At 44.4% G+C, this 25,317-nt stretch carries 17 protein-coding genes; 9 read left to right on the forward strand and 8 right to left on the reverse strand.

Annotated elements, in window-relative coordinates; all coding sequences use genetic code 11:
• Positions 1-769 precede the first annotated feature (769 nt).
• The 4 genes from QUB35_RS07000 to QUB35_RS07015 all read right to left on the reverse strand — a co-directional run bounded on the left by QUB35_RS07000 (position 770) and on the right by QUB35_RS07015 (position 4,060).
• A complete protein-coding gene (locus QUB35_RS07000; protein ID WP_333140623.1) occupies positions 770-2,002 on the reverse strand; it encodes a histidine kinase in 1,233 nt (410 codons plus the stop codon).
• 398 nt (positions 2,003-2,400) lie between these two features.
• On the reverse strand, positions 2,401-2,883 hold the full coding sequence (locus QUB35_RS07005; RefSeq protein WP_333140625.1) for a BON domain-containing protein: 483 nt from the start codon (positions 2,881-2,883) through the stop codon (positions 2,401-2,403).
• Positions 2,884-3,288: 405 nt separating this feature from the next.
• Complete coding sequence (locus QUB35_RS07010; RefSeq protein WP_333140627.1) at positions 3,289-3,489, reverse strand: hypothetical protein; 201 nt, start codon at positions 3,487-3,489, stop codon at positions 3,289-3,291.
• Between the two features lie 16 nt (positions 3,490-3,505).
• Entirely contained in the window at positions 3,506-4,060 is a 555-nt protein-coding gene (locus QUB35_RS07015; RefSeq protein WP_333140629.1) for a hypothetical protein, read from the reverse strand.
• 69 nt (positions 4,061-4,129) lie between these two features.
• Here QUB35_RS07015 and QUB35_RS07020 point away from each other — a divergent pair, with 69 nt between their 5' ends.
• Together QUB35_RS07020 and QUB35_RS07025 are read left to right on the forward strand one after the other, a co-directional pair.
• On the forward strand, positions 4,130-5,545 hold the full coding sequence (locus QUB35_RS07020) for an S-layer homology domain-containing protein (protein ID WP_333140631.1): 1,416 nt from the start codon (positions 4,130-4,132) through the stop codon (positions 5,543-5,545).
• 611 nt (positions 5,546-6,156) lie between these two features.
• Positions 6,157-7,191 carry a histidine kinase gene (locus tag QUB35_RS07025; RefSeq protein WP_333140633.1) on the forward strand — a complete coding sequence of 345 codons (1,035 nt, stop codon included), beginning with the start codon at positions 6,157-6,159 and terminating at the stop codon, positions 7,189-7,191.
• Positions 7,192-7,388: 197 nt separating this feature from the next.
• Here the strand turns inward: QUB35_RS07025 and QUB35_RS07030 are convergent, their stop codons facing one another.
• Positions 7,389-8,426, reverse strand: a complete 1,038-nt coding sequence (locus tag QUB35_RS07030) for a hypothetical protein (RefSeq protein ID WP_333140635.1) — start codon at positions 8,424-8,426, stop codon at positions 7,389-7,391.
• A 230-nt stretch (positions 8,427-8,656) separates the two neighbouring features.
• Positions 8,657-9,634: a DNA polymerase III subunit delta gene (holA, locus tag QUB35_RS07035; protein ID WP_333140637.1), complete on the reverse strand. Its 978-nt coding sequence runs from the start codon at positions 9,632-9,634 to the stop codon at positions 8,657-8,659.
• 173 nt (positions 9,635-9,807) lie between these two features.
• On the opposite strand from holA, the gene QUB35_RS07040 reads away from it, so the two are divergent.
• The 5 genes from QUB35_RS07040 (at position 9,808) to QUB35_RS07060 (ending at position 19,522) form a co-directional block, all read left to right on the forward strand.
• Entirely contained in the window at positions 9,808-10,548 is a 741-nt protein-coding gene (locus QUB35_RS07040) for a DUF1868 domain-containing protein (protein ID WP_333140784.1), read from the forward strand.
• Between the two features lie 542 nt (positions 10,549-11,090).
• Positions 11,091-12,395 carry a precorrin-6y C5,15-methyltransferase (decarboxylating) subunit CbiE gene (cbiE, locus tag QUB35_RS07045; RefSeq protein WP_333140639.1) on the forward strand — a complete coding sequence of 435 codons (1,305 nt, stop codon included), beginning with the start codon at positions 11,091-11,093 and terminating at the stop codon, positions 12,393-12,395.
• Between the two features lie 403 nt (positions 12,396-12,798).
• Complete coding sequence (locus QUB35_RS07050; RefSeq protein ID WP_333140641.1) at positions 12,799-13,497, forward strand: hypothetical protein; 699 nt, start codon at positions 12,799-12,801, stop codon at positions 13,495-13,497.
• Positions 13,498-13,500: 3 nt separating this feature from the next.
• Positions 13,501-14,343 (forward strand): DUF1822 family protein, encoded by an 843-nt coding sequence (locus QUB35_RS07055; RefSeq protein WP_333140643.1) that lies wholly within the window; start codon positions 13,501-13,503, stop codon positions 14,341-14,343.
• A 421-nt stretch (positions 14,344-14,764) separates the two neighbouring features.
• Entirely contained in the window at positions 14,765-19,522 is a 4,758-nt protein-coding gene (locus QUB35_RS07060) for a CHAT domain-containing tetratricopeptide repeat protein (RefSeq protein ID WP_333140645.1), read from the forward strand.
• Positions 19,523-19,531: 9 nt separating this feature from the next.
• On the opposite strand, the gene QUB35_RS07065 is transcribed toward QUB35_RS07060, so the two are convergent.
• The gene (locus QUB35_RS07065) at positions 19,532-21,220 is read right to left on the reverse strand and encodes an SWIM zinc finger domain-containing protein (RefSeq protein ID WP_333140647.1); all 1,689 of its coding nucleotides are present in this window, start codon (positions 21,218-21,220) and stop codon (positions 19,532-19,534) included.
• A 354-nt stretch (positions 21,221-21,574) separates the two neighbouring features.
• Here QUB35_RS07065 and QUB35_RS07070 point away from each other — a divergent pair, with 354 nt between their 5' ends.
• Positions 21,575-21,772 carry a hypothetical protein gene (locus QUB35_RS07070; RefSeq protein ID WP_333140649.1) on the forward strand — a complete coding sequence of 66 codons (198 nt, stop codon included), beginning with the start codon at positions 21,575-21,577 and terminating at the stop codon, positions 21,770-21,772.
• Positions 21,773-21,978: 206 nt separating this feature from the next.
• Here QUB35_RS07070 and QUB35_RS07075 read toward each other — a convergent pair whose 3' ends face one another.
• Positions 21,979-23,961: an NB-ARC domain-containing protein gene (locus QUB35_RS07075; protein ID WP_333140650.1), complete on the reverse strand. Its 1,983-nt coding sequence runs from the start codon at positions 23,959-23,961 to the stop codon at positions 21,979-21,981.
• 695 nt (positions 23,962-24,656) lie between these two features.
• Here QUB35_RS07075 and QUB35_RS07080 point away from each other — a divergent pair.
• Positions 24,657-25,166 carry a hypothetical protein gene (locus tag QUB35_RS07080; protein WP_333140652.1) on the forward strand — a complete coding sequence of 170 codons (510 nt, stop codon included), beginning with the start codon at positions 24,657-24,659 and terminating at the stop codon, positions 25,164-25,166.
• Positions 25,167-25,317: the final 151 nt, after the last annotated feature.

Genomic DNA, 25,317 nt, shown 5'->3' on the forward strand with positions numbered 1-25,317 from the left:
CCGCGAGCCATTGTGCTCCCGCGCTGCTGTGCTTGCTGTTAATCTTTACTCGATCCATGAGCGCTTGCGGTTCTAATTAACAGAACACCGGACACCTGACGCGCTCCCGGACATAAAAGCTGTTCCTGGGCTTCTCAAATGTTTCGCTGAGGCATTCCCAGAAAAACTGTATTCCTGTAGCAGGTCTTGCCAACGGCAATTCGGCTGCTACAGCCAACTAATGACCAGCCTAAGTGTTGCCCGAAGGCTCCGACAATTATTACTATTCTAATATTTGCCGACCACCGCAGGCATTTCTGGGCGCGCGGGACTGGATACTTCACCTGTATAAGTTGGTGAAATTAGCCACCCCATAATTAAAGATAGTCGCTCTTTGACTAACTGGGCAATATCTGCTGTAATTTATGTCATCAAATTTGATAATACTACAGGGTTTGCAATCGAGCTGTAGTGAGTGTTACAGACTCAAAAAACACTGCGGATTTAGGGTATAAAAATTAAGGGAGCCGATCGATCCTCCGGCGCAAAGCCCAGCTCACGGACTGGGCCCCTAATCAAAATTAAACTTTTGACCGGTGGCTTTTTTAAGTTTTCAGAACAAAACAAAAGTCGGCTTTCAGAGAAAAAGCCGACTTTTGAGATAATTTTACTGACGAAGTGCAAAACCGCTAGCTCGCCCGTCCTGGTTCGCTCACTTTCCACAATCCGATCGCGCGAGTGCGACTACTTTGCAGAAAGTAGAAACAATAACCAAACAAACTCTGAAGTATTAAATCAGAGGGCGGCCGGTAGTGCCATAAGTTGGATCGTAAACACCAGCGGTAGTATCAACCCCTGGAGTGCCCGGTGCGCCGTAATCAGCCCGAGCGCTATCGACGCTGGGATTATTATAGTCGTAGGTGTTCCAATGCTGAATGCCTCCGCGGCTCAGAATGGTTTCAGCTTTAGCGACTTCTGCTTCGCTGCCGTCAACCAGTACCAAGTAATCTCCTCTTGCCACGCGATCGTTGTATGCTCTAGCTTCCTCTTCGGGAATTCCCATACCGACTAAAGCTCCGATCAAGCCGCCTGCTGCCGCACCCAAAGCCGTACCGGCGAGTGTAGTGGCGATCGCCGTAGCTGAGGCTCCTGCCAGCATAATCGGCCCGATTCCCGGAATTGCCACTAGGCCCAGACCTACCAACAAGCCTGTCAAACCGCCCAAAGTGCCACCTGTGAGTGCGCCCTTTGTGGCCCCTTCATCGGATTTGTTGTCCGCGCTGTCGTGTACGTCAATGCCTGCGATGTCGCCTTTAGACTCAGCATCCTTAGCGATGACCGAAACCCGATTCATGTCGAAACCGGCAGTTCTCAGTTCTCCCAGTGCGTGTTCCGTCTCGCGGCGGGTTGAAAACACTCCCACGGCGCGCTTCTGGCGACCCGAAGCTCTGCGGCCGGTGTCTGTCGGCACATCGTAAATGCCCCAATCCTGGATGCCCCGCACAGTCATAATTCCTTCGGCTGTGGCAAGTTCGGCATCTGTTCCTTCTACGAATACCAAATATTCTCCACGCGAGACGCGATCGTTATAAGCCTTAGCTTTTTCTTCCGGAACTCCCAAGCCGACCAAACCGCCTACCAAACCGCCTGCTGCTGCCCCAATCGCGCCTCCAATTACAGTATCTGCCAGCAGAGTTGCGATCGCACCCCCCGCCATCACCGGGCCAACTCCTGGAATCGCTAGCGCTCCAATGCTTCCGAGTAACCCAATCAAACCACCCGTCACGACTCCCGCTGTCGCGCCTGCTTTTGCGCCGCCGCCCACCTTGTCGTCGGTACCCTTACCAGTACCAGTACCAGTACCAGTGCTAGCGCCGGCAATTTGGCTGCGATCGAGATTTTCGCCAACTACCGAAACTTTATTCATCGGAAACCCGGTACTTTGCAGTTCCATCAGGGCTAGTTCCGTATCTCGGTAATTAGAAAATGCTCCTACAGCTCGCTTGTGTTGACCTAAAGCCATTTTTTTTCTCCTGAAAAATATACTACTTTTACACAACCACAGAATTTATGCTCTGCCATCAATCACATTTAGTCATTTTTTCCCAACAATTTTCATCGGTCGCTGGGAATAACTTCCCGCTCTATCTTCAGGTTGGTTTCCAACTAATTGTCCGGGATGGGAAATCGGAAATTGGGAAGGGGAAGTTGCAGGTATTGCGCGAGTTTTGAGTGCGGAAATTGTAAATTCAATTTAAACTCTTTCACTTAAAACCCCACTCTCCCTAGAGAGTCACCTAAGCCTTGCGATCCGCTCCGAAAGCCATCTTACAATGCCCAACTTTACCCTCTTCCCTCAGACTTCTCTCCTAGATAACTACATCCTTTTCCCTTCTTTCCCTCGCAATTCTTCCTGCTAATTTATTGATTGCTGCTAGGCGATGCGGGTGCAGCAGGGGCGACAACAGCCGTAACATTCACCTGTTTGACACCCTTAATCTCTTTAGCTAGTGGCTCAATTTTAGCTAAATCAGCTTGATTGGGAACTGTGCCACCTACGGTGACAAGCCCATCTTTTGCGTCAACAGTTAGCTGACCTTTAGTGATGTTTACTTCTAACTTGGAGCGTACTTCACTTTGCAGGTCGCCATCGGCTCTGATGGCATCGCCACCCGTCACATTGTTGCGCTGTTCTCTGGCCCTGATATCAGAATTTGCTTGTGCTTTGCGAATATCGCTAGTTGCGTCACCCTGAGTTTTTTGAACAGTCTCGGCTGGAGGCGGGCTAGTGGTATTTTCTGTGGTAGAATTAGGAGCATCAGCGCTAGTTTTAGCCCCCTCGCTGCAAGCAGCAGCTCCAAATAATAGGATGCCGCTGAGGAGAATGGGTGTTAGTTTGTTCATAATAGGTTAATACCCTCCGGGTAAGCTTTCGATGAGCCTGACTTCCCTGCCTTCGTTAAGCCAGATGGGAGCCAGATGGATCAAGACAGCATCTTTATTTGTGCTTTCTGCGATTTAAAAATCCTTATATCAAATATATAAACTTGAGGAAGTATCTACATCGCTCCACAGGTGTAAAATTTATCTATACCGTTAGATAGAGTACAAAAAACAAAATAAGGTATTAAGTCACATTTAACTTAGGAATGAGAATTAAATAACTTGCATTTTTTGTAGGTTGGGTTGAGGCACGAAACCCAACCCCAAGCTTGATTGTTGGGCGGAGTGAAACGGAGGGTTCGTTCCACGGGCCCAACCTACTACGGAAGTTATTTAATCCACGATCCTTAATGAGTTCTGACCGCATTATTCCTCAGAAACTCGGTAGATAGCTTCATTTTTCGTTACCAAAGCCAATATTTTCCTATAAACCAAGTTTAAATGCGTAAGTTTTATTAATAAATTCGATCGCCACTCCCAACTAATTTTTCCCTCGAACCTCGAACCTGGGACTTCTTCCCTCAACATCCCTCCATTAAATCTGTTAAATCTCGCTACACTACTCATTGTAAAACTTCCTGCTTCAAAACAAACGAAAAGAGTCGAGAAATTTTTGAGCATTTTCGGGTTCTGGGGTAGTGGCAACCAGCCCGTAAACGCGCGTTTCCACAAAAAAAACTTGACCTACACCTACAGGTTCAGTGGGGGAAAGCGGCTGAAACTCAAATTCTTTTCCCGGATAGCCTCCGAGGGAAATATCCCGCACTTGCAACAATTTAGCATTCGCCCCCACTACAAATAAATCAACGGCATTATTTAAAGTAATTCTGATATTATTGATATTATTGTTCCTCATCCGAAAATCTAGGTCAAAGTATTGAAGCAAATAAGTTTCTTTATTTTTTAAGTTCGATCGGTATGTATGAGCAATAATTTGATTTGAAAAAATTTCGGAATTAATTTTGGGATTTCCCGGCATATCGATCGCAAACTGACCCATCGCTGAGCAAAATGGCTGCCACTCTGCCGTCGGAATGGCTGTCCGCAGCGGGGCTGGTTGAGATGCAGCGGGACGGGCAAATTTGAGAGGCAATACAAGTAATGTAGCAGTAGCTAGAAGTAAATACAGAAATTTCATTTGGTTAAGAAATATATTTGACCGATCGATCTGCGCTAGCCTAGAAATATATCCGCAAAGGGGGGATTTATGCTGAATATTATATTTACTCAACGGCGACGCAACTCTCAAGGGCGATCGCCAGCTAAAACCAGTAAAACCAATAAAACCAATAAAACCAATATACTCGCTGCTGTAAATACTTGGCTAGCGGTGTGTCTGCTGGCTGCTGTCACAGCTTGTGCAAACAGCCCCAACAGCAAGGCACTCGAAGAATCTTTAGCCGCCGATCCGACATTAAAACAAAATCCAGTGGTTTTCTCTTCCCCGCCACCAGCGACAGCAATTGAGACAAACTCTACCGCCAAACTTCCTCCCGATTTCCCTACAGAGATTCCACTCTATCCTAATGCTGAGTTAATCGAAGTTAGTGGGCAAACAGATTCGTTGCCAAAAAATGTGCGGCTGCGCTGGGAGAGCACAGATCCTGTGAATTCGGTACAGAACTTTTACTCCACAGAGTTTGGGCGTCGCAACTGGGAAATAGTCAGCCGCCCCACCGCCGAGGGACAAGGTTCTTTGGTAGCAACGCGAGATAATTTACGGGTAACAGTGTCGCTTTCTCCTACTCAGAAAGTAGGGGGTTCTACAGAATTTGCGATCGACTACAGCAAAGAAAGCCCCGAAATTGCAGCCAGTCCCCAACCTAATAATTCCGAGTCTAGCGCATCTCCAACCGCTTCACCAACTCCATCTAATTCCGAGGGAACTACTCCAACACCATCTGCCTCGCCAAAATCAGCAAAAGTTAGCCAACAAGAAAGCCAAATTCCTCAACAGTTGCGGCAGTATGTGGCAGATTTAAGTCAGTTGGAAGTGCTGAAAGTGCGAGCCGCAGAAAGTGCTAATTTAGAAACTGCCACCACTTTGCCCAAACCCAACAAAATTATCACTCGCCGCGAATACGCCCGCTGGTTAGTAGCAGCTAACAATCAGATTTATGCTAGCCGTCAAGCCAAACAAATTAGATTAGCAGTAGACTCTAGCGAACCGGCTTTTTCTGACGTACCCAAAACAGACCCGGATTTTTCAGCAATTCAAGGTTTAGCAGAAGCCGGTGTAATTCCGAGTTCGCTTTCGGGAGAAACTAAAGATGTGAAATTTCGCCCGGATGCACCTTTAACTCGCGAAACAATGATTCTCTGGAAAGTGCCTTTAGATAGTCGTCAAGTTTTACCGACAGCTAACATTGACGGAGTGAAAGAAAAGTGGGGTTTTCAAGATGCTTCTAAGATTGATTCCCAGGCGTCGCGGGCAGTTTTAGCTGATTTTAACAATGGAGATTTGGCGAATATTCGCCGCGTTTTTGGTTTTACTACTCTGTTTCAGCCTAAGAAATCCGTGACTCGCGCCGAAGCTGCTGCTAGTTTGTGGTATTTTGGCGTTCAAGATCAGGGATTGTCTGCTAAAGATGCCCTGGAAGCAAAGTCTCAACCTGCTGAGTAGAGTTTTTTGGGGTAGTTAAAAGTTTTCACCACAGCATCTATAGCCTTTCTCAGAAAGATGAGGTACTCATGGGCATAGGGCATAGGGCATACCTCACTTTTTTGAGAACCGCTATACTTACCAATACCTCAAAAACCGGGTTGTTTCTCTGTAAGCAAACCCGGTTTTTGCGTCCAAGACTGACGAAATTGTACCATTTTTTGATTGATCGGCGTGCGATCGCCAGCCACAAAAATTGCAGCTTGAGTTTCAAGGATTTCTGTGAAGATAGCTTACCCAGAAACCGACTTTTATCTACGAAAATGCCCACTCAAACGCGAGGCATATCCGTTGAAAAACCCTGTTTCTTTTCCTCTGGGGGAGTTATCGTAAAAAACCGTTTGCTAAATTATACATCGGCTTTTCTTCCTTGTGGCCTACCCTAGGGGATAGATTTTTTTTGCTTTAATCTTAATTTCTGTATCCTGCCATACAACCGCTGCATTGGGGGGCAAATTTTATAGATATTTCAACCAACACTGTGTTTAAAACTCTCAGTAGGATTCCGGATGGCTTAGCGGACTTAACGATAAATGAAAAACAGTGTTTGAGCTCTTGGAGAGCATTTTTTAATGTACGATATTACCTTATTTACCCCGCAAGACATGGCGAAATGCAGCTTAGTCCTGCGCCATTTAGGTAGAAATACTGCTAGTATGGAAGCCAGCAGCCAGAAGATTGTTAACTATATTTACCGACATTTTTGCGATTCGCAAACTGGAGAAAATACCTGTGCCTTAGTGCGTTTGTTCAAAACTCATCCCTACGGGGAATTAGAAGACTCATTGCAACAATCTGCGCGCCGCTTGATGAAGGGCAATTCCCCCGCCGCCGACATGAAATGTTGGACTCTGCTAGCAGCCGCAGGCACAGAACCGCAGTGGAATTCTCGGCACACAGCAGCAAAAAATACAGCTATTCCATTAGTTAGCCCAAAATTAGTGGCTCAAATGCCGGCGATTTCGGAAATAATCCGGCAGTTTGGTTTAGACATTCCTACCTTCCTCGGAATTGAGCGAGAAAGGTTCCTGCAATTAGAGTCCGCAGTATTAAATATTTTTCACGTATCAGAGGCAAAAGGCAGCCCCTTTATTCCTGAGCAAAATTCCTTAATTATCCCCTACCAAGTCAAGTCTGTCTTGGGATTTGGGGGACTTCTGCCGTCAGGAAGTGTGTTTGCGGTAGTGATTTTCCTGAAAGTTAAAATTCCCCAAAGCACGGCTGAAATGTTTAAAGATTTGGCACTTAGTGTCAAAACAGCATTGTCCATGCCCGACAAACAAAGTGTTTTTGAATATTCAGAAAATCCTACCAGCTTTGTTACAAATAACAATATTTACGAAACCAAATTACTGGAATCTCAAGTTGCAAATCTGATGCAATTGCTGGAGTTTTCCGAACAAGAAATGCTCAGACAAGCGACTCGCTTTCAACAGACTATTGACAATTTACAGCGCGAACTTGCAGAACACAAAAATAAGGAACAAGCTTTGAAAGTAACCCAAAATTCGTTTACAGGTATCCTCAATATTCCTAAAGATGCTATTGGGTGCGTAGAGGAAAATCAAGGAATTCAGCGTTTTAATCAAGGGGAAGAACCGATTTAAATCAAGCTCTGTGTTTAGCAACCCGGTTTATCCAAGAAAGCGGGTTGTTGCTGTGTTTGTTCAGTGAATCTTACTTTTATCGAAAAAAGTCAAAAGGTAAGAAAGCTTTGAGTAAAAAAAGATTTTTTACTTTTGGCTTTAGACTTTTGACTTTTAGCACATCGAGTATTCAACTCAAAACTCAAAACTTAAAACTCTTAAGGCGCTGCTGCCGCCCTGCGGTTGGCAACAATCAGATTAGCCTGATACTCTGCCGCTTTTTGCTGAGCCTTTTGATAGTTCGGGCTGGTTGACGGTACGGATCTCATGAGCTTAACGGCTTGCTGCCACTCGCTTGCTACTGCGATCCACTCATTTTGAGACTGAGCCGTCTGGGCCGAAATTGCTGCCTTCTGAGCTGTGTTAACGGCTTCTCTCCAAGAGTCAGGCTTAGGCGCGGCGGGTTTTGGTGCAGGAGAGGCTGCCTTGGGCGCCGGAGATGCAGCAGCAGCTTTGGGTGGTGGAGATGTCGGAGTTGGGCTTGCTGGCGCAGCAGCAGTGGGAGCGGGTTTTGGTGCAGGGGAGGCTGCCTGTGGGGTGCCCGGAGATGCACCCGGAGAGGATGCGGCGGCTTTAGACGCGGGAGATGCGGGTTTCGGGGAAGGGGAAGCAGCTTCGGGGGCGATGGGTTCTGGGTTCGAGTCGCCGAAGGGGAAAGTTTTAGTAAAGAAAAGCCCTGCGATCGCCGCCAGAGGTACTAAGATACCCACAGGTATTACCCATTTGGGAAATTGTTTTTTCGGAGGCGGGGCTTGATCTTCGTCTTCGTCTTCGTCTTCCTCGTCGTCATCTCGATCGAATTCTCCTTCTTGATAATAGTCTTCCTCTTCTGGCTCGACATCATCTAAACCTACAGATTCGTCAGGCATTCCACTATCCAAGGGGTAAGGCATTGAATCTGCAGGCATCAGATCAATTTCATCTTCCCACGCAGGCTCACCGTCACCTGTTCGACGCCCGTAAACCTTTACAGTGTGAATTGATTCGAGTCCCAGCTTCGTCATGCCGGTGCGGATGAAATCGACCAATACCATTTGATCCGGTACTTTGTCTGCCTCCAGAATTATGTGGAGGCAGCCGTTGTCCCGCGTCACATCGGCGTTGATGCCTTTGGGTTTGAGTGTACGGTTGATGCTAGATGCGATCGCTTTTGGATCGCCTTGCTTGAGCAGTTCCCGCGGGTTCTGTTGTGTCATGGGTAGCGCTCTTTTTTTTGGGGGGGTGGAGAGCCGGCAAATAATATTAACCGATCGGCATTCGGCGGACAATATTTATTTACCACATTAACTTCTAATTTGGCATTCTGAGAGTATTTCTAGTATCTATTGACCTTTTGGCCCGCGAGCCGGCATCAAGCACATAGCCGAAGAAAGAAATTTGTTGTAAAAATTTACAGTAACGGGTCGCTCCTGTGCCCTGTCGCGCATCAGCGAAACAAGCTAGAAAGTTCTATAACTTTGGTTTGCAGGGTTGAGATTTCTTCCCGGCCGCGCTTTAAAGAAGCTTCTAAGTCTAGCAGCAAGGGCAAACTTTTTTCCAGTTTTTCTAAGCTGGCGTTCTTGACTTCTTGACGAAAATAGTATACTCGTTTCGGATTGCCGAGGTCTAGAGCTTGAGCAATTTTATCATCGCGATCGCCCGCTTGGATCATCGCCTTTACCCACAGCCAAATCCGAAACTTACCAGTCAAGCCAGCCACAATCCTCAAACCAGGCTCGCTGCGGCCAGTTAAGCCTGCCAATAAATCCAAAGCGGCGGAGGTATTGCCCTCGCGAATCGCATCGGCTAGCTGGAAGGTATTCTGGGCGTGACAGTGCACCAGTGCCGCAACTTCTTCCGGGTTCAGAGGTTGGCTGCGGTTGCCCGCAAACAGCAGCAATTTTTCGAGTTCGCTGTATAGCTGGCGGGTATCGCTGCCAATGGATTCGGCCAAAAGTTCGATCGCCGTGGCGGTCAATTTTACGTTCATTTCGCCTGCGACTTGACGCACCCGCTGGGCTAATTCTTTGTCATTCCAAGGCGGAATCGGTGAAAATTCTCGAAATTCGGCGGACTCTTTCAGTAACTTGGTAGATTTGAGCCGGCTGTCGGGTTTTTTGACGGATGTCAGCAGCAGCACGGTGGTAGGGGGAATCACCGGCAGCGTCCGTTCAAATTGTGCTAACAGTTCAGGAGAGCACTGCTGCGTTACAGTCGTATTTGCCAGCCAGACAAAACGGCTGCCGGTACCGAAGGGCGGCGTTAAGGCTCGATCGAGCCCTTCGACCACAGCTCCGGCGGAATCGGCAATAATTTTGTCATAGTTAAAACTAGCCCAGTTGGGGTCGAGGACTGTTTGGCGCAAACTTGTCACAGCCTGCGCCATCGCAAAGTCGTCTTCCCCCCAAAACAGGTAAATTTGCATAAACGCTCACTAGCCAAAAAAATCAGAGTTGCAGGCGAGGCTTGTCCAACATATCCTGAATAGGGCTGTTGGAAGCCCGCGCCATAATATAAAATTTGGTGTGGGAGTATGTCACCGCGAGGAAATCAAGATTGGATGATACTTATCAAGCTTACGTAAATCGGGTGGCGCGAATGACGCTGCTGGACTCCTACAAGTCCCAGGTGGAACACATTCAGGAATCTCCAAAATTTAAGCCCGACGAAGCAGGCCGGAGAAATCCTGTACCTTTTCCAGGTTATTCGGTGATTACGCCCCCTGCGGGGGAAGATGCAGAAAATGCTGCATTTTATAGTAATTTGCACTCGAGCCAACAACGGATATTGCAGGAAATAGCGGAGGGTGCGATCGTGGCACTGCCTCCTGATACCTTCCATTTAACCGTAGCCGATTTAATTTGGAGCAGCGCTTTTCGAGATGCCTCTGATAAAAATCCCGAATTTGAGGAGCAACTGCGCTCGCGCATGGCCGATCGTTTTGCCGCCTGTAAACCCTTGGCGGGCGGCCCTCCGATTCGCTGGATAGTGCTGGGGTTGATGGTGATGACTAGAGCTGTGGGTGTTTGTTTGGCACCGACGGACGAAAACTCTTACAAGCAAATTCTGGAGTTTCGCCGATCGATCTATCAAAATCCCGATTTAATGGCTTTGGGAATTGAACAGCAATATCATCTTACGGCACACATTACTCTGGCTTATTTTGGGGACATCGGGCCGAACCTTGACCGCGCTCGCTTGTGCGCTTTGCTGTCAGAGTTAAACGAGCAATGGCTGGACACGCCGCAAGAACTGTCCGTAAACCGAGTGGAACTGCGGAAGTTTGACGACATGACCACCTATCTCCGGCAACCGGAATGGCCTGTTTTTGAGTTTTAACGAAGGAAGAGGGAAGAAGGAAGAAGGAAGAAGGAAGAAGGAAGAGGGAAGAAGGAAGAAGGAAGATTTTTTCCCATCTCCCCCTCTCCCCATCTCCCACTCTCCCAGTCTCTCTCCCCCTCTCCCCCTCTCCCCTGTGGCAATAGTCAGGATATTGCCTATTAACTACCAGCCGGGAAGTCCCGGGCGTATATTTAGAGGGGATTAATCAGATCGCTGGGCCCCGTACCCCGTTGGGAATTACGCCCGCGTGATGAAAGGCTCGTCGGGTTTCGGTACCGAAACCGACAATTATTCTTTTATACCCCAAGATGCTCGGGAAATACTCTGATACTATATTAGCAAGTGGGGGTGGAACTACCTCACTATAAAAAGCATGAGAAAAAAAAGGAAAAAGAAGCCTTCGGTCTAACTGTACTCAGTTGACCGTCTGGTTTGTTCACATGCTTTAATTATTTTTGTTTGACATTAAAGTCAAGGAAAAAAATTATGAAAAACCAGGAAAAATCAGTAATTCTGGTTTTTTACTTTTTGCTTAAAAAGTGACAGTAAACGTTGTTGGTATAGGTTTAGATGGAGCTGCTGGGCTGAGCGAATCGGCGCGGCAGGTTGTAGAAATGGCCGCTCTGCTAATAGGCAGCGAGCGCCATTTAAGCTATTTTCCCCAGCACGACGGAGAGCGCTGGGCGTTGGAAGATTTGACCGAAGCAATTCTGGAAATTCGGCGCTGGTGGGCGACTGAACCCGAATTATATCCCTCTGGGGAGACGGTGGAACCCCGCGATCGACCGATCGTAATTTTAGTGGCCGGCGACCCGCTGTTCTACGGCTGGGGAAAGTTGTTAATTGCCCAATTGCCTGCAGAAAAATTGAGTTTTCACCCCCACGTCAGTTCTGTGCAGTTGGCTTTTAACCGCTTGCAAATCCCTTGGCAAGACGCTCATTTTGTTGGCTCTCAAGGACGTTATTTTGAGGAACTGACGGCAAAACTCAAACTCGGTGTCGAGAAAATTGCGGTGCTCGCCGACGAAACTCATACTCCGGCGGCCCTGGCAAATTTGGTGAAAGCTCTAGATTTGCCTACACGCTACGAGTTTTGGGTTTGCGAAAATTTGGGTTCTGCTGACGAGCGCGTGGGCCTCCGTTCTCTGTCAGCTTTGCTGGGAGAGTCTTTTGCACCGCTGAGCGTGGTTGTGATGCTGCGGGAGTCCCCGGCGGGGACGGAACCTTTGGATTTGGAAAAGTTGCCTTTGTTGGGAATACCGGATGCAGCTTTTATCGGTTGTGGCGACAAGCCTGGTTTGACGGTTGAACGGGAAGTGCGGGTGTTGGTGCTGGCACAATTGGCTTTGCAACCGGGACAAGTTGTCTGGGATGTGGGTGCTGGTAACGGTTCTGTGTCGATCGAGATTGCTCGTTTATTCCCGCAGTCTGAGGTGTATGCGATCGAAAAAACGGTTTCTGGTACTTCTGCGATCGAGTTCAACTATGGCCGTTTTGGGCTGCAAAATGTGTTCTCGATTCACGGAACCGCCCCGGAAATCTTGCACCGCTTGCGTCCTCCGCACCGAATTTTTATTGGCGGTAGTGGGGGAGGGTTGACTAAAATTTTGGGCGTTTGCGCGCTGCGGCTGCTCCCTGGAGGCTCGATCGTCCTGGCTTTGGATGCTTTTGAGGATATTGCTACTGTTTTGAGCTGGATGGGCGATCGGGTGCGCCGGGAACCGCACTGGAGTTACCGAATCGTGCAAGTGCAATTGTCGCGTTCTGTGGCTGGGGGGAATTCAACTCGTTTTGATGCGTTGCGGCCTGTTTCGATTGTGACGATCGATCGACACTTGAATTAATCTGAAATCTGTGATATTCGCGCTTCCAAAGTCTGGCGTAAAATCGAGTCAAAATTCAACACTCAACCATCATTCAGTTTTTCGATTAACAGTCAACAGTCATGAGGAGTGCAACCGGAATAGATATAACTACAGCATATTCGGTGGTTCGTGAAGTACACTATAAAGCTCTATTGTTGGTACATTGTTATGTAGGGTGCGTCGCTGCTCATGTTTAATGAAACTTGCAGATTGACTGGTGGCGACGCACCTTACTTACGACAAGGTTGTGTGTACCGAATATACATGGAATATGCTGTATAACTTTCGGGTGCACGCAGAACACAGAGCATCCTCTGGTTAGCGGACAATCTCCAAGGATTGCAACAATCAGTTGAGAACTCAAATAATTAATTTAACACCTATGGATCAACTGCTGCGCCAACTAATTGAGGAGGTATGCGAGTATCCCCAAAACAGCTCCCAAAGGCGCAAAGCGATGAACCGATTGCTCGCCGAACTACAGGAACTTCCCGGACTACGGCGATCTGCACATCCCGATTATTTAGAAGCCTTAAATAAAACCTGGCAATGGGTGAACAAAAGCATTTGCTCAAAGTTCAAGCTTAGCGATCCGAATGTTTCAACACGACTACGACAATGGATAAATAGTTACCTAGAGTGGCGCATTAAGGATTTGAATTTACCTTCTGAACCGCCCACCTACAGTTTAGATGCCCCCATAGGAAGCTCAGATACTGAAACCGCGTTGCTGGATTTGCTTTCAGAAACAAGTTTTTCTACTCCTACCCGCAGTGGTTTGGATGGCTATATCGCACTTTTAGAGCAAGAAAATTATCAGAATATTATTCAAAAGCTAGAACAATACGTCCAAGAAGACCCCGATGGGAAATTTCGCTCCTGTCATCCTAAAAATCATCCAGAGTGTAACTGTCAAGTTCTCACATTAAAGGTGCTGTTTAAAACCACCCCTGACAAGTTTACTGCGATCGCCAAAGAATTTAACATCAACTACCAAACTCTAAAATCACACTGGGAAAGGAACTGTCGCCCCTTGCTCCAAGCGATCGCATTAGAGCTAGGATACACAAGAGAGGATTAAATTATGCAAAGCACAAACCCAACGCTATTGACAGTTCCACTAGGTACTGATGCTCACCGCACTGCTCGAAAATTTGCGGCCGAAACTCTGCAACTCGCTCCTGAATTGACAAAGCATGAGGCTGCCAAACGAGTTTATGTGAATACTTTAGCAGTTTATGTTGTCTATAGTTACCTCAAATGGCAAGCTTACGAACCCGATTTAATTCAAGGCGATAGTTGGCATCCAGTCGTCCGTGCCCAGTGGGATATTGCTGATTTAGTGTTACCAGGGATGGGTAAATTAGAATGCCGCCCGGTTTGGTTTGGAGAAAGTGCGATCGTAGTTCCACCAGCAGCCATAGAAGACAGAATCGGCTATGTAATAGTTGAATTTGGCGAAAATTTAGACTCAGGGAAACTGCTAGGATTTACCCCATCACTGGATAATTCTCCGTTGCCAAGCCAGATCCAGATTGCCCAACTCCAAAACTTAGATGATCTGATCGATCATCTCTATCGTCTGGAATTAGGAAATCAGTTTTTGAGAAGTGACGATCCAGTAGCCTTAGAAGTGCGACAACTCTTAGAAACACAAAATTTTTCAGAAATTATCGCTCAATTAGAGCGCATTTACCGAACTACCAAGCCCATTAAATGGCGGTATGCAGGAGCAGATGTATTAGTCGCTAGTATTCCTATTAATCCTCACAACCAAATAGTTGAGTATTCTCCTGAACAACAGGCTTTTATGGGAGAAATTAGTCGAGAAGAAAAAGTTCTCTCCGCAGATTTCAACCTCCAACAGTTAGCCCAAAAAATGCTAAATAAATTAGCAGGAATTTGGGATATTGAAACAAAAGCTTAAATATTTTTTCAAAAAACTGAGAACCTCCCCATTTTGTAAAAAGCGTTTTTTAGGAATGCGAGTATCATGCTCGCTTGCCTATATATTTGTAACGATACAGATACTTGCACTCCTGTGGTATCAAATCCCTACCCTCGGAATTAATATTAGACCTCTTGCAAAAATAGCTGGGACGGGCTCTCCGGCCCGTCCCACAAAAAGTTTTTTCTCTTGTGGGATGGGCCGGAGAGCCCGTCCGAAAATTTGATCGAAAGGACTTTTGCAAGAAGTCTATTACCCACAGCTTTCGACACGGCGCAGTGCCCCATGTCCCGAAAATTAATCCGGGTAGTCCAAGGGGATTGCCGTCTCCTCTATATCCTGTCTGAGTGCAACCGGAATTGATATAAAACCAAAATGATATTAACCCAAAAAAGGTAACATGAAAGAACAGCTCAACTCTGCTTATCGTCACCTAATTGAAATGCTACGTACCTGTCCAGATGGTGAAGAAGGAGATATTTTGGATGACTATTCAAACCTCATTAATGAAGGTTTATTAGAGGTGATGGAGGAGGTAGCAGATGAGTTATTGGTTGAGGAAAATGAAGAGGGATCTGACTGGCTGCGGAGTGCTGCGACGAGGATAAAAGACTTAATTAATATTCGATCGGAATTAGCTAATTCTGAGGAATCGTTAAATTTTTTCCTAGAAGTTTTGGAAGCAATCGAAGCAAGTGAAGGAAATGCAGAAGTTGTATATCCTATTTTAGAAAAAAAATTAGATAAATTAGATGATAATTTTGATTGGTTTTTGCGAAGTTGGGCAACTGACGTTTTAGCGAAATTAGAGTCTGAAGAAGCTTACGATATAGCCACTGTAATTGGCACTTTTAGTGGTCTTATTCAAGAATTTACTCGGGGCGATTGTGTAAACAATATTGAAATTGCGATCGCGGGATATCAACAAGTAGCGGCGGCGCTCAATCGGGAAGATTACCACAAGGATTGGTTGATTGCTCAAAACCATTTGGGGTTTGCTTATCAAATTCGCATTGCTGGGAACCGTAGCAGGAATTTAGAAAGAGCAATTGAGTGTTATGAATTAGCTTTACAATGTTGTAATGATACCGATGAACCGGAATTATGGAGTGTAATTCAACATCGCTTAGGTTTAGTTTATTTTGACAGAGTTGAAGGTGATTTAGAAGAAAATCTGGAGAGGGCGATCGCTGCTTTTGAATTAGCATTAAAAGTGTGCAAGTGTCAAGAGTTTCCCTTAAAAACGGCGGAAATTCAGCATGATTTAGGTTTGGCTTATCTCCACCGTGTTAAAGGAGATGAATCGGAAAATATAGAACTAGGAATTAAATATTATCAAGCTGCTTTGGCTGTTTATCCAAAAGAGGATAATCCTACAGATTGGGCAAGAATTCAAAATAATTTGGGTCTAGCTTATTATAATCGTATTCAAGGGCAAAAAGTAGATAACATTGAAAGGGCGATCGCCACTTTTCACAATGCCTTACAAGTCCGTACTTATACTGATTATCCCATACACTGGGCAGAAACTCAAGAGAGCTTAGGTAATGCTTATATTACAATTGAAGAGAATCGAGACGACAATCTCCAAAAAGCAATTGAGTGTTATCAAGCAGCTTTAACTGTTTATAGTGCTGAAGACTTCCCCGAACAATCGAGTACGATCCAATTTTGTATGGGAGATGCTTACCGTCAAAAAATAGAAAATCGTGCTGATAATCTTGAGAAAGCGATTGAGTGTTATCAAACTGCTCTACAAATTTGTAAGAAAGAAGAGTTTCCTGAATTATGGGCTTTTATTCATAATGATTTAGGGGCGACATATCTCAGCAGATTCAAGGGAAGTCAAGAACAGAATATAGAATTAGGTAGGAGTTTGATAGAGGCTACTTTACAAGTTTATAATCGTGAGGACTATCCCGACAATTGGGCGAACACTCAAAATAATTTAGGATTTTCCTATTACCTTTCTACAACGGGGAAATATTCCGATAACTTGGAACGAGCAATTGCATATTATGAATTAGGATTACAAGTGTATAATTCTGAGACTTTTACAGAAGTGTGGGGATTGATACAACTTAACTTAGGAGTTGCTTATTTAGAGAGAATAAAAGGAGACCTTTCCGAAAATATTGAAGCATCAATTGCTGCTTCTCAAAATGCCTTAACTATTTATAATCCAGAGAGTTATTTAGAAAATTGGTTGAAAATTCAGAATAATTTAGGGTATGGCTATCAAAATAGAGTTAAAGGAGAGCAAGTTGATAACCTTGAGAAAGCTCTCGGCTATTATAAAATTGCTTTAGATGCTTGCGGTTATAGTCAATTTCCTGAAATTTGGGGTTTGCTCAAAAATAACTTAGGAACTTTTTATTTAAGAAATGCTCAAGGGAATCAAGCTGAAAACGTAGAAGAAGCTATTGTTCTTTATCTTACCTGTCTTGAATCTTATCAAAAAGCATTTAATCGTAAACAATGGTCGATGATTCAAAATAATGTAGGGATTGCTTATCTCAATCGCAAATATGGTAGCCGTCTCGAAAATATAGAATTAGCAATCGAAGCTTTTAATAATGCCTTGCAAGTTCGTAATTATGAAAATTATCCTGAACAGTGGGCGGAAACACAACAGCATTTAGGAGTTGCTCATAGTGAACGAATTTATGGAGATTCTTTACACAATTTAGAAAGTGCTATCAAATGTTATGAAAATGCTTTACTAATATATACTCGTTCAGATTTCCCTGAACAGTGGGCAATGCTGCAAAATATAATTGGTAGTGCTTATAGCGAACGTCTGCTAGGAGATGAGGATAATAACTTAGAAATAGCCATTAATTACTATCAAATGGCTTTGCAAGTAAATACCCGTCAAATTAACCCTGAAAATTGGGCAATGATCCAAAATAATTTAGGAAATGCCTATAGGAGGCGCACTATTCAAAATGAAATTGAAAATTTAGAAATGGCTATTTTTTACTATAAGTCAGCTTTGGAAGTTTATACTCAGAAAGATTTTCCTGAAGATTGGGCTATGGTGCAATTAAACTTAGGTTATGCTTATAGCGATCGCACTCAAGGAAGTGTTGACGAAAACCTCAAACTGGCGCGGGACTATTACCAAGCTGCTTTAGAAGTTTATACTCTCAAAGATTTTCCTGAAAATTGGGCAACTGTACAAAATAATTTAGGTTATCTCTACCACAATTTAGAGCAGTTTACCGAAGCAATTCAATACTTTAAGTTAGCATTAAAAGTCAGAACGCCTCAAGCTTTCCCACAACTTTGTCTGATTTCGGGACAAGTTTTAGGTCAAATTGCCTTCAAATTAGGACTATGGAGAGAAGCCATTGAAGGGTATAGTCTTGGTATTGAAGCTTTAGAACAATTGCGAGTTTGGGCTAATACCGATCGACGCCGCCAAGAAATTTTAGGAGAAGATATATATCTTTATGAAAATATTGTACAAGCATTAGTTAATACGAAAAATTTTCCACAAGCTTTTGAATATGTAGAACGTTCCCGCTCTCGTCGGTTAGTAGATTTAATTGCCAGTAATGACCTTTACTCTCATGGAGATATACCTTCAGAAGTAGAAGAATATTTAGCCGAATTTGAAGGAATTCAACGACAGATAGATTGCGAACGTTCCGGTTTAAAGAAATCAAGTAAAAAGCAGAAGTTAATTGCATTTAGAGCTAAGGATCTAATTGATATGGATTGTACACGCAATAGAGCAGCTTTAGAAGCCATTAGTGAAAATATCCAAGGTTTAGAAAGTGAAAAACAACTAATTTGGGAACAACTAAGACGTTTAGATCCGGTTTTAGCGGGCGAAATTCAAGTCAGTCCCCCTAATTTAACCGCTATCCAAGAACTCATCGATCGCCCTACTACAGCAATACTTAATTTTTACACTACTGAGGAAGATACATATATATTTGTTTTGCGACAAGCCGAACTAAATTTGTACAAAATAACCAGAAAACGAGGCAAAAACTTACAAAAATGGATTAATAAAAATTGGCTAACACCCTACTTAGATTCTGGCGATTCAAGTAAATCAGCCCAAGAGCAATTACAATGTAAAGCTAAGTGGAGAAAGCGAATTCCGCAGTTTTTAGCGAAACTTTCCCGCCGTCTGCAAATCGATAACCTGATTCGTCATTACCTTAATAATATCGAGGAACTGATTATTGTTCCTCACCTTTGCCTACACCAAATTCCTTTTGCTGCTTTACCTTTAGAAAATGGTCAATATTTAGGAGATAAATTTCTTATTCGTTACAGTCCTAGTTGTCAAGTTTTAGAATTTTGCCACAAACGTCCACCTGTCAACGATCGACTAATGTATGGTATTGTGGAAGATGCAACGGAAGATTTACCCTGTGCAAGTTTTGAGGGTGAACAAATTGCCAAACTGTATAATATTCGCAATGAACAACACTTACGAGGACGTAGCCAAGCAACGGTCAGCAACTATCGGCAACTTTCTTTACAAGTCCAGGGAATTATCTCTAGCCATCATGCTCAATCTCGCCTTGATAATCCGTTAGAATCCCGACTGCAATTGGCAGATGGTAGCATTACTTTGGGACAGTTAATGACACCGGGCTGGCGGCTGCCTCATTTAGTTGATGTGTTTTTATCCTGTTGTGAAACAGGGTTAGGAACTACGGAAATTACTGATGATATTTTGACATTATCGACGGGCTTTTTATGTGCGGGTGCTCGGAGTGTTGTGAGCACGCTGTGGGCTGTAGATGATTTAGCAACAGCGTTATTTTCAATTTTTTATCACAAACTTCGGCAGCAAGGAAGTAGCCGCCCAAAAGCATTGCAGCAAGCACAAATAAATTTGCGATCGCTCTCTGGATCAGAATTTGTCGCTTGCTATTCTCCCCAACTTGCTGATTTATTAGAACGCAAATTTGAAGAGGCGGAGGGCGATCGCCAGTTGGCAGAAAACCAGCGTAATTCCTATCCCGAAGGTTCCCCCGACTACCTACAATGGCTACAAGAGGAAGAAAAGCGGGCCGAAACAGCAACACGCAATTACAAAACTTTGGAACGACTGGAAATAATTAGTTGCTTAGATTTCCCTTTTGCTGACCCTTTTTATTGGGCCGCTTTCACTTGTTCCGGTTTACGGTAAACTTCAGCCTCAATCTAAATCGGGACTCTTCAGCATTCCCATTAACTTCCGCTTCCGATTGTGTACTTGCATAAGTTGAGAACGATAAGCACACCACTGAAGATTTTGCCCCATTTGTAAATAGGCAGCGCGGGCTTTTTCCAACCACTTAATTGCACGATCGTAGTCCTCTGATTTTCCCCGATCCATAATCGATTCAGCAAGCCGACAAGCATTGGCGATCGTCCAATCGGGGCGGTGGGCGATCGCAGCCCCCATTACTCGGTGAATCAGTGCCGATTCGTAGCCACTCAAGCCATCAGCAACAGCGATCGCATCTTCAATAAGTCCCTCATAGAGAAAAATATCAACCTGTGCTTCAGAAACTCCCCAACTTCTATCACTTCTCAGAGTTGCTAACAAATTTGCTTTCACAGTTGACCAACTGTTTCCTGCAAACTCCTTCACTAAAAGATAATCGGCAAAGGATGGTTTGATTTGAAATACCCGCATTCTAGAATTTAATGCAACTTCGTTTTCTCCCAATTCAACAGCCAACTCACTCGTCCAAATTGCCAGTTTATAAAGGCAATTGCCTGACAAATTCAACCCAGTTTGAGCAATTTTTAGAGCTTCAGCTTGGGCTTCCTGTGCTTGTAAACTTTGAGCGAGAGCAAAAGCATCTTCCGCTGATTTCATCTGAGTAGCAGCAGCTTCCACTGCTGCTTCTACTCTCCCCAAACGACTTAACATCGTCAAGTATTGTTGAGAGCAGTTTTCTGCTTGCGCTAAGTATAAGTATTCTTGATAGCGTTCCTGGCGATCGAGGATTTGCAAGCGAATTAATGCTAAGCTTTTAGCACATTCTGGTGCCTCATTAGCTCCTATTTCTTGCCCCGTAATATTTCCTTGAAGTACCTGTTGAATTACGGGGTCATCCCAACCTTGGCGTAAAGCTTTCAAGCTCATGCTGAAATCGCAATCCCATTCATCTTGCCAAGCTTCTACCATCACCTGGAGATCGATCTCTTCTTCAGCAGTTAGTTCAGCCGTTAAAATGGCTTCTGTCCAAGCTTCATCCAAAGCGTTAGCTATATCAGAACTTTCAGCGCCATATTCTTCTACATCATCCCAATCTTCAACGCAAGCTGCGGTGATGGCTTGTAAAATTACTAAGGCGTTGTTACCATCTCCCTCTGCGATCAATTCCTGCGCTTGCTGAATCACATCTAAAAGTTCTTCTGTAATGGGGTCTTCTTCCCCCCATCCCTCGTCGAAATAACGCACAGCATTTCGCAAAATTTGTCGTACTTGTTGTCGAAAAGGAGCCGGATTAATGGAGGTACGACGGGGTGATTTAGTAGGTGGCTGTGGAGGCGTAGGAATAGCAATTAAGTTAATGTATCGTTCGATCGGATCGATGAGTGAGGGCTCCTTTTCTACTAAATGTTGTATTAATTGCTGGGTTTGTATATCGTTGAGGCGATCGAGTAACTGTTGCAGTGTGGGGCGCTGCTCAATTATTTGTGGTTGTCGCAGACATAATAACATGGTAGCAACAATATGTTTACACCACCCAACGCGATCGTAAGCACAAGTGCAATTTGATGATGCCACATTAGCGTCATCAAAGTTTATCGTAATACGGTAAGGTTGCACAGCAGAACCCTCCACTATTGCTTGCACGATAATTGCCACGCAGGACAGCGCTAGTAACATTACCCGCTAAATAGTAAGTTTCACCGCGCTTGAGGGAGGTGGCAGAGGTATTATGCTGGCTCGTCGCTTCACTAAGCTTGGGAATTGGCATGAGACTATGCCTGAGCAATTAAAGGATTAGACTTAATTTTACCTCAGAGATGTACTCTGCCTAGGATTTAATTGCCTCTCAATGTAAGATTTACAGAAAATTTAATAATCCGTAAAGCAAGCACTGAGAACGTTTGCAGCTTGATGAGGCGACATTTTTTATTAAAATTTTGCATAATTGTCTCCCTACCCCCTGGTTAATAATAGAGCGCAGTTGGCCAACTCGCTTCTCCCTTATCCCTTTCTTTGACGGAGAAACGAGCTGTGATACCTATAGTTTCATCTACCCCCCTGACATTATTAGTAATGGGGGTTCCCAATGCTGCGGGAGAAATCATTGCCAATATAGAGGCAAGTTTAGTATCAGCCATTGGTAGTTATCCCTTGATGGAAATTGCCCAAGCTGAGCGCCGAACACAATGCAGTTCTGGAGAGGACGATCCGATAGTTCCTCCGAACTAAATAACTTTAATTGCTAGCGAGCTTTCAGTAGGGTGCGTCAGCTAGTTCAATGGTGAAGTAGGAGCGAAAAACTGAGAACTACTGACGCACCCTAAGCTGTTGCGTGTTTAAATTGCATATTCGGGACGGGCTAGAAGCCCATCCCACAATAATTTGAGTGATTTTTGACACACAATTTAAATGGAGAACAGCTTACTGTAATTTAATTAATTAGCTTCTCGGCCCGAAGCACTGAGCCTTTCGCGGGCAAAACTCTTCCAAATACTTAATTCTGGAAGTTTCCACGCCACACCTTCTTGTTGTTGGCCTTGTGTCGAGCAATTCAGGCATTTTTGCCAGCAAGAAAGAGCTGCTGTTGTATCCCCTTTTGCTTCGAGAACTTGTGCTAGCAAGCAGTGTGCTACAGTATAGAATTTATCTAATTCAATTGCTTTTTGCAAGTGAGTCTCGGCGTCACTGTAAAGTTGCAGCCCTAGATAAGCCCATCCCAGATTTTTGTGGAGCGTGACTTGCACCATTTTGTCATTAACTTGTGGCAAAATGGAGAGAATTAGCTCTACCGCTATGTCAAAATTTTCGCTGAGAATTTCCAATCGAGCTAAATTATTGACAGCAGCACCGGCAGCGCGACTGTTTTTATATTCTGCTGCTTTTTTGTAGTGCTGGCGAGCGTTGGGCAAATCTTCGAGTTTTTCGTAGGTTGACCCTAAATTGTAGTTAGCTGCTGGCAGTTCTGGATTGTAGCGAAGGGTTTGTGTTAAATAACATTTTGCCGTCTGTAACTCACTCTCTAAGTATTTCTTGTAACCAATTTGATTCAGGTATTTAGCAATTAATTGATGGGTGACAAATCGCCTAGCCTGCGGCCTGACTGTCAGGCGTTCTTCCCCGGAGTCGGTGAGGGCTTGCAGGAGCGATCGCTCGATTAGAATTTCTACAGCCAGTTTCAATTCTGATAAGTCTTCAGCAAATAGTAGACTGAATTGCAACTCGCTAAGGGTGGCGGGTTTATTGCTCGCCAAACAAGACAATACTTTTACTTCTAATTCATGAAACTCCTGAAATTGCTCCTCAAAATAATCTCGGACAATGGCCTCAATAACCGACGGAGTTTTTTTGACGAGTTGTGCTAAATTGCCCGCTAACATATCTTGAGCGTGAGTGACAGCTATTTTTAAAAGGAGGGGATTGCCCCCATATAGGTAAATGAGTTCGGATAGTAAATTACTCTCTGAAGTAGAAACGTGGGGGGCGGATAAAATGATTTGTTTGGCATCCTTTTCTGGTAACTCACTCAGTTCTAAAGCTCGATAATGTAAGGTTTTTTCTGCTAAATTATCGATTTCTATAGGGGGAGTCCAACTGATGAGAAGCAGGCAACTTTGGTGAGAGGTTTGTGCTATTTGTTGGAAGAGTTCCCGGTAACTTTCGTATCCGGGGCGGTATTGTCCTGGTAGCTGTCCGCTTTGGAGGATAGTTTCGACTTCATCGAATACTAATAAACAGCGGGTTAAACGCAAATATTCTATTAATTGGGAGATGAGTGAGTTGCTGGGTTTTGGAATGTCGATTTCTGAATGATGAGATAGGAATTGCAAGAGGTCTGGCAATAGTTTTTCAAGGGGGCCCGATGTGGCGAGATTTCGCCAGCTTATGGTTTGAAATTCCCCTTGAATTTGTTGTAGAGTTTTGGTAGCTAATGCTGTTTTGCCAATCCCTCCCATGCCACAAATTGTGACTACTCGACAACGGTTTGTTACTATCCATTTTTTGAGAGTTTCTATTTCGGAATTACGTCCGTAGAAAGGTTCTTGATCAGGGACTTCTCCCCAATCAATACGCGGTGAGAATTGAGGGTTAGTTGCGTCTTGGAAGCGGGTATTCTCTACGGTTGGATAAACTTCGCGATCGGTTGTAGCATCGTGACGGTTATTGGCAACTTGTTTCTGGTATTCAGTTACGAGAATTTGCTGGAGTTTGGCTAATTTTCCAGGCCCGGCACCTTGAACTTCAAATTTTTTATACACTTCTCCCAGGCGTTTTTGTAAGGCATCTTTGCGAACGCGAAGCTGGTCTGAAATATCAGACATGGATTCGCCTTTGATTGCTCTTGATAAGACTTCAAATTCGTTTTCGGAAATGCCAACTTTAGTGGCTAAAGTTATTAAAAAATCTTCGGGAAGTTTCATACTACGTTGAATACAGGTATTACAAAGCGGGCGGTTCTACTCAAAGATAGCTGGGAAAGGACGGGGCGATCGCTGGAAGTAAGCTAACACAGAAATTTGGGCATCGGAAACAGAGGCTTCTGGGCTGTAACTTGATTATATGGGCATTTTTCTCACTTATCACGAGATAAACGAGATAGACAACAGAAGAACTGAGGGGTGGCGCAAACAGAGGCTTCTGGGCTGTAATTTGATTATATGGGCATTTGTCTCACTTAGAAGTAGGTAAACGAGATACAAAAGAGAATAGTTGAGGGGCGATCGGCTGAAATTTGGAGCCATTGCTCGATCGGGATACTTGATTGGTAGAGGTTTAGAGCTTGTTTCAGTTGCCATTAGAGGGGCTAGAGCGTTTTGCAATCGACTTTTGAGAGAATTATCTCACTTGATGAGTTTTTTTTGAGCATTAGCTTGACAAACTAGAACTATACTTGATACATTGATCTCAGTTAGGCGCGGTGGATGTTTCAGAAAGTCGGCGCAGCCGGAGAGCTTTCTGAGTTCAGCGAACCTGAATACAGTTTCCCCCTCAGCTTTGCATAATTTTTGGGTTTGACCCTGGTTAATCAGTAGAGGTCGAAACCAGATTTACCTGTGAAAACTGCTGGACTAAAACAACTGATGAGTATCGTTACTCGATTGGAGAGTAAAAGGCCATGTTTAGGTGGGTCAAGTTGATAACCGCTTTACCGACGATCGCGCTTCTGTCTGTTTTCAATCTGTTTCCGAGGGCGATCGCCCAAGAGTATCCGGGGTGTTTTCAGTTGAATTCTGAAAGAAAACAGTATGAATCTCTCGATCAGCTTTGTCGATTTCCCAAACCACCTGAAAACACGCGGAAGCCAGACCCTTTTAGGGTTCAGCTCGTGAATGGACTGGAGTTAACTGGATTAGCGATGGAAAATACAGGAACTCAGCGATTCCTTGTAGGGCGGTTGACCAACAAGCAAAGTAAGACGGCTAAAGTTCAGTCTATCAGCGTCCAATTTATCGATAAACGAGACGGAGCTGTAGTCGAATTTTTGACTGTTCCGCTTGGCGGTGTATTAACCCCCAATCAGGGTTATGAATTCAGGAGAATTATGGATAATGCTCTTCAACTAGGCGATCGTAGTAACAATGATTTGTCTATCAAGTTTTTGGAGTGGAAGGAGGTAAGAGACTAGAGACCAAACTTAAACACCTACCAAATACTTCAATAAATTAGTAAAAATTCATGAAATGAGTAAATAAATTTTTGGGCTTGTTTCATTGAAGGCTTTTGTTAAAGGGAAGTTAAGGCAAAAAAACAAAAATCTCTGATTTTTAATCCCTCTA

It is taken from the genome of Microcoleus sp. B13-B6, assembly GCF_036705405.1.
In the GTDB taxonomy this organism is placed as follows: domain Bacteria; phylum Cyanobacteriota; class Cyanobacteriia; order Cyanobacteriales; family Microcoleaceae; genus Microcoleus.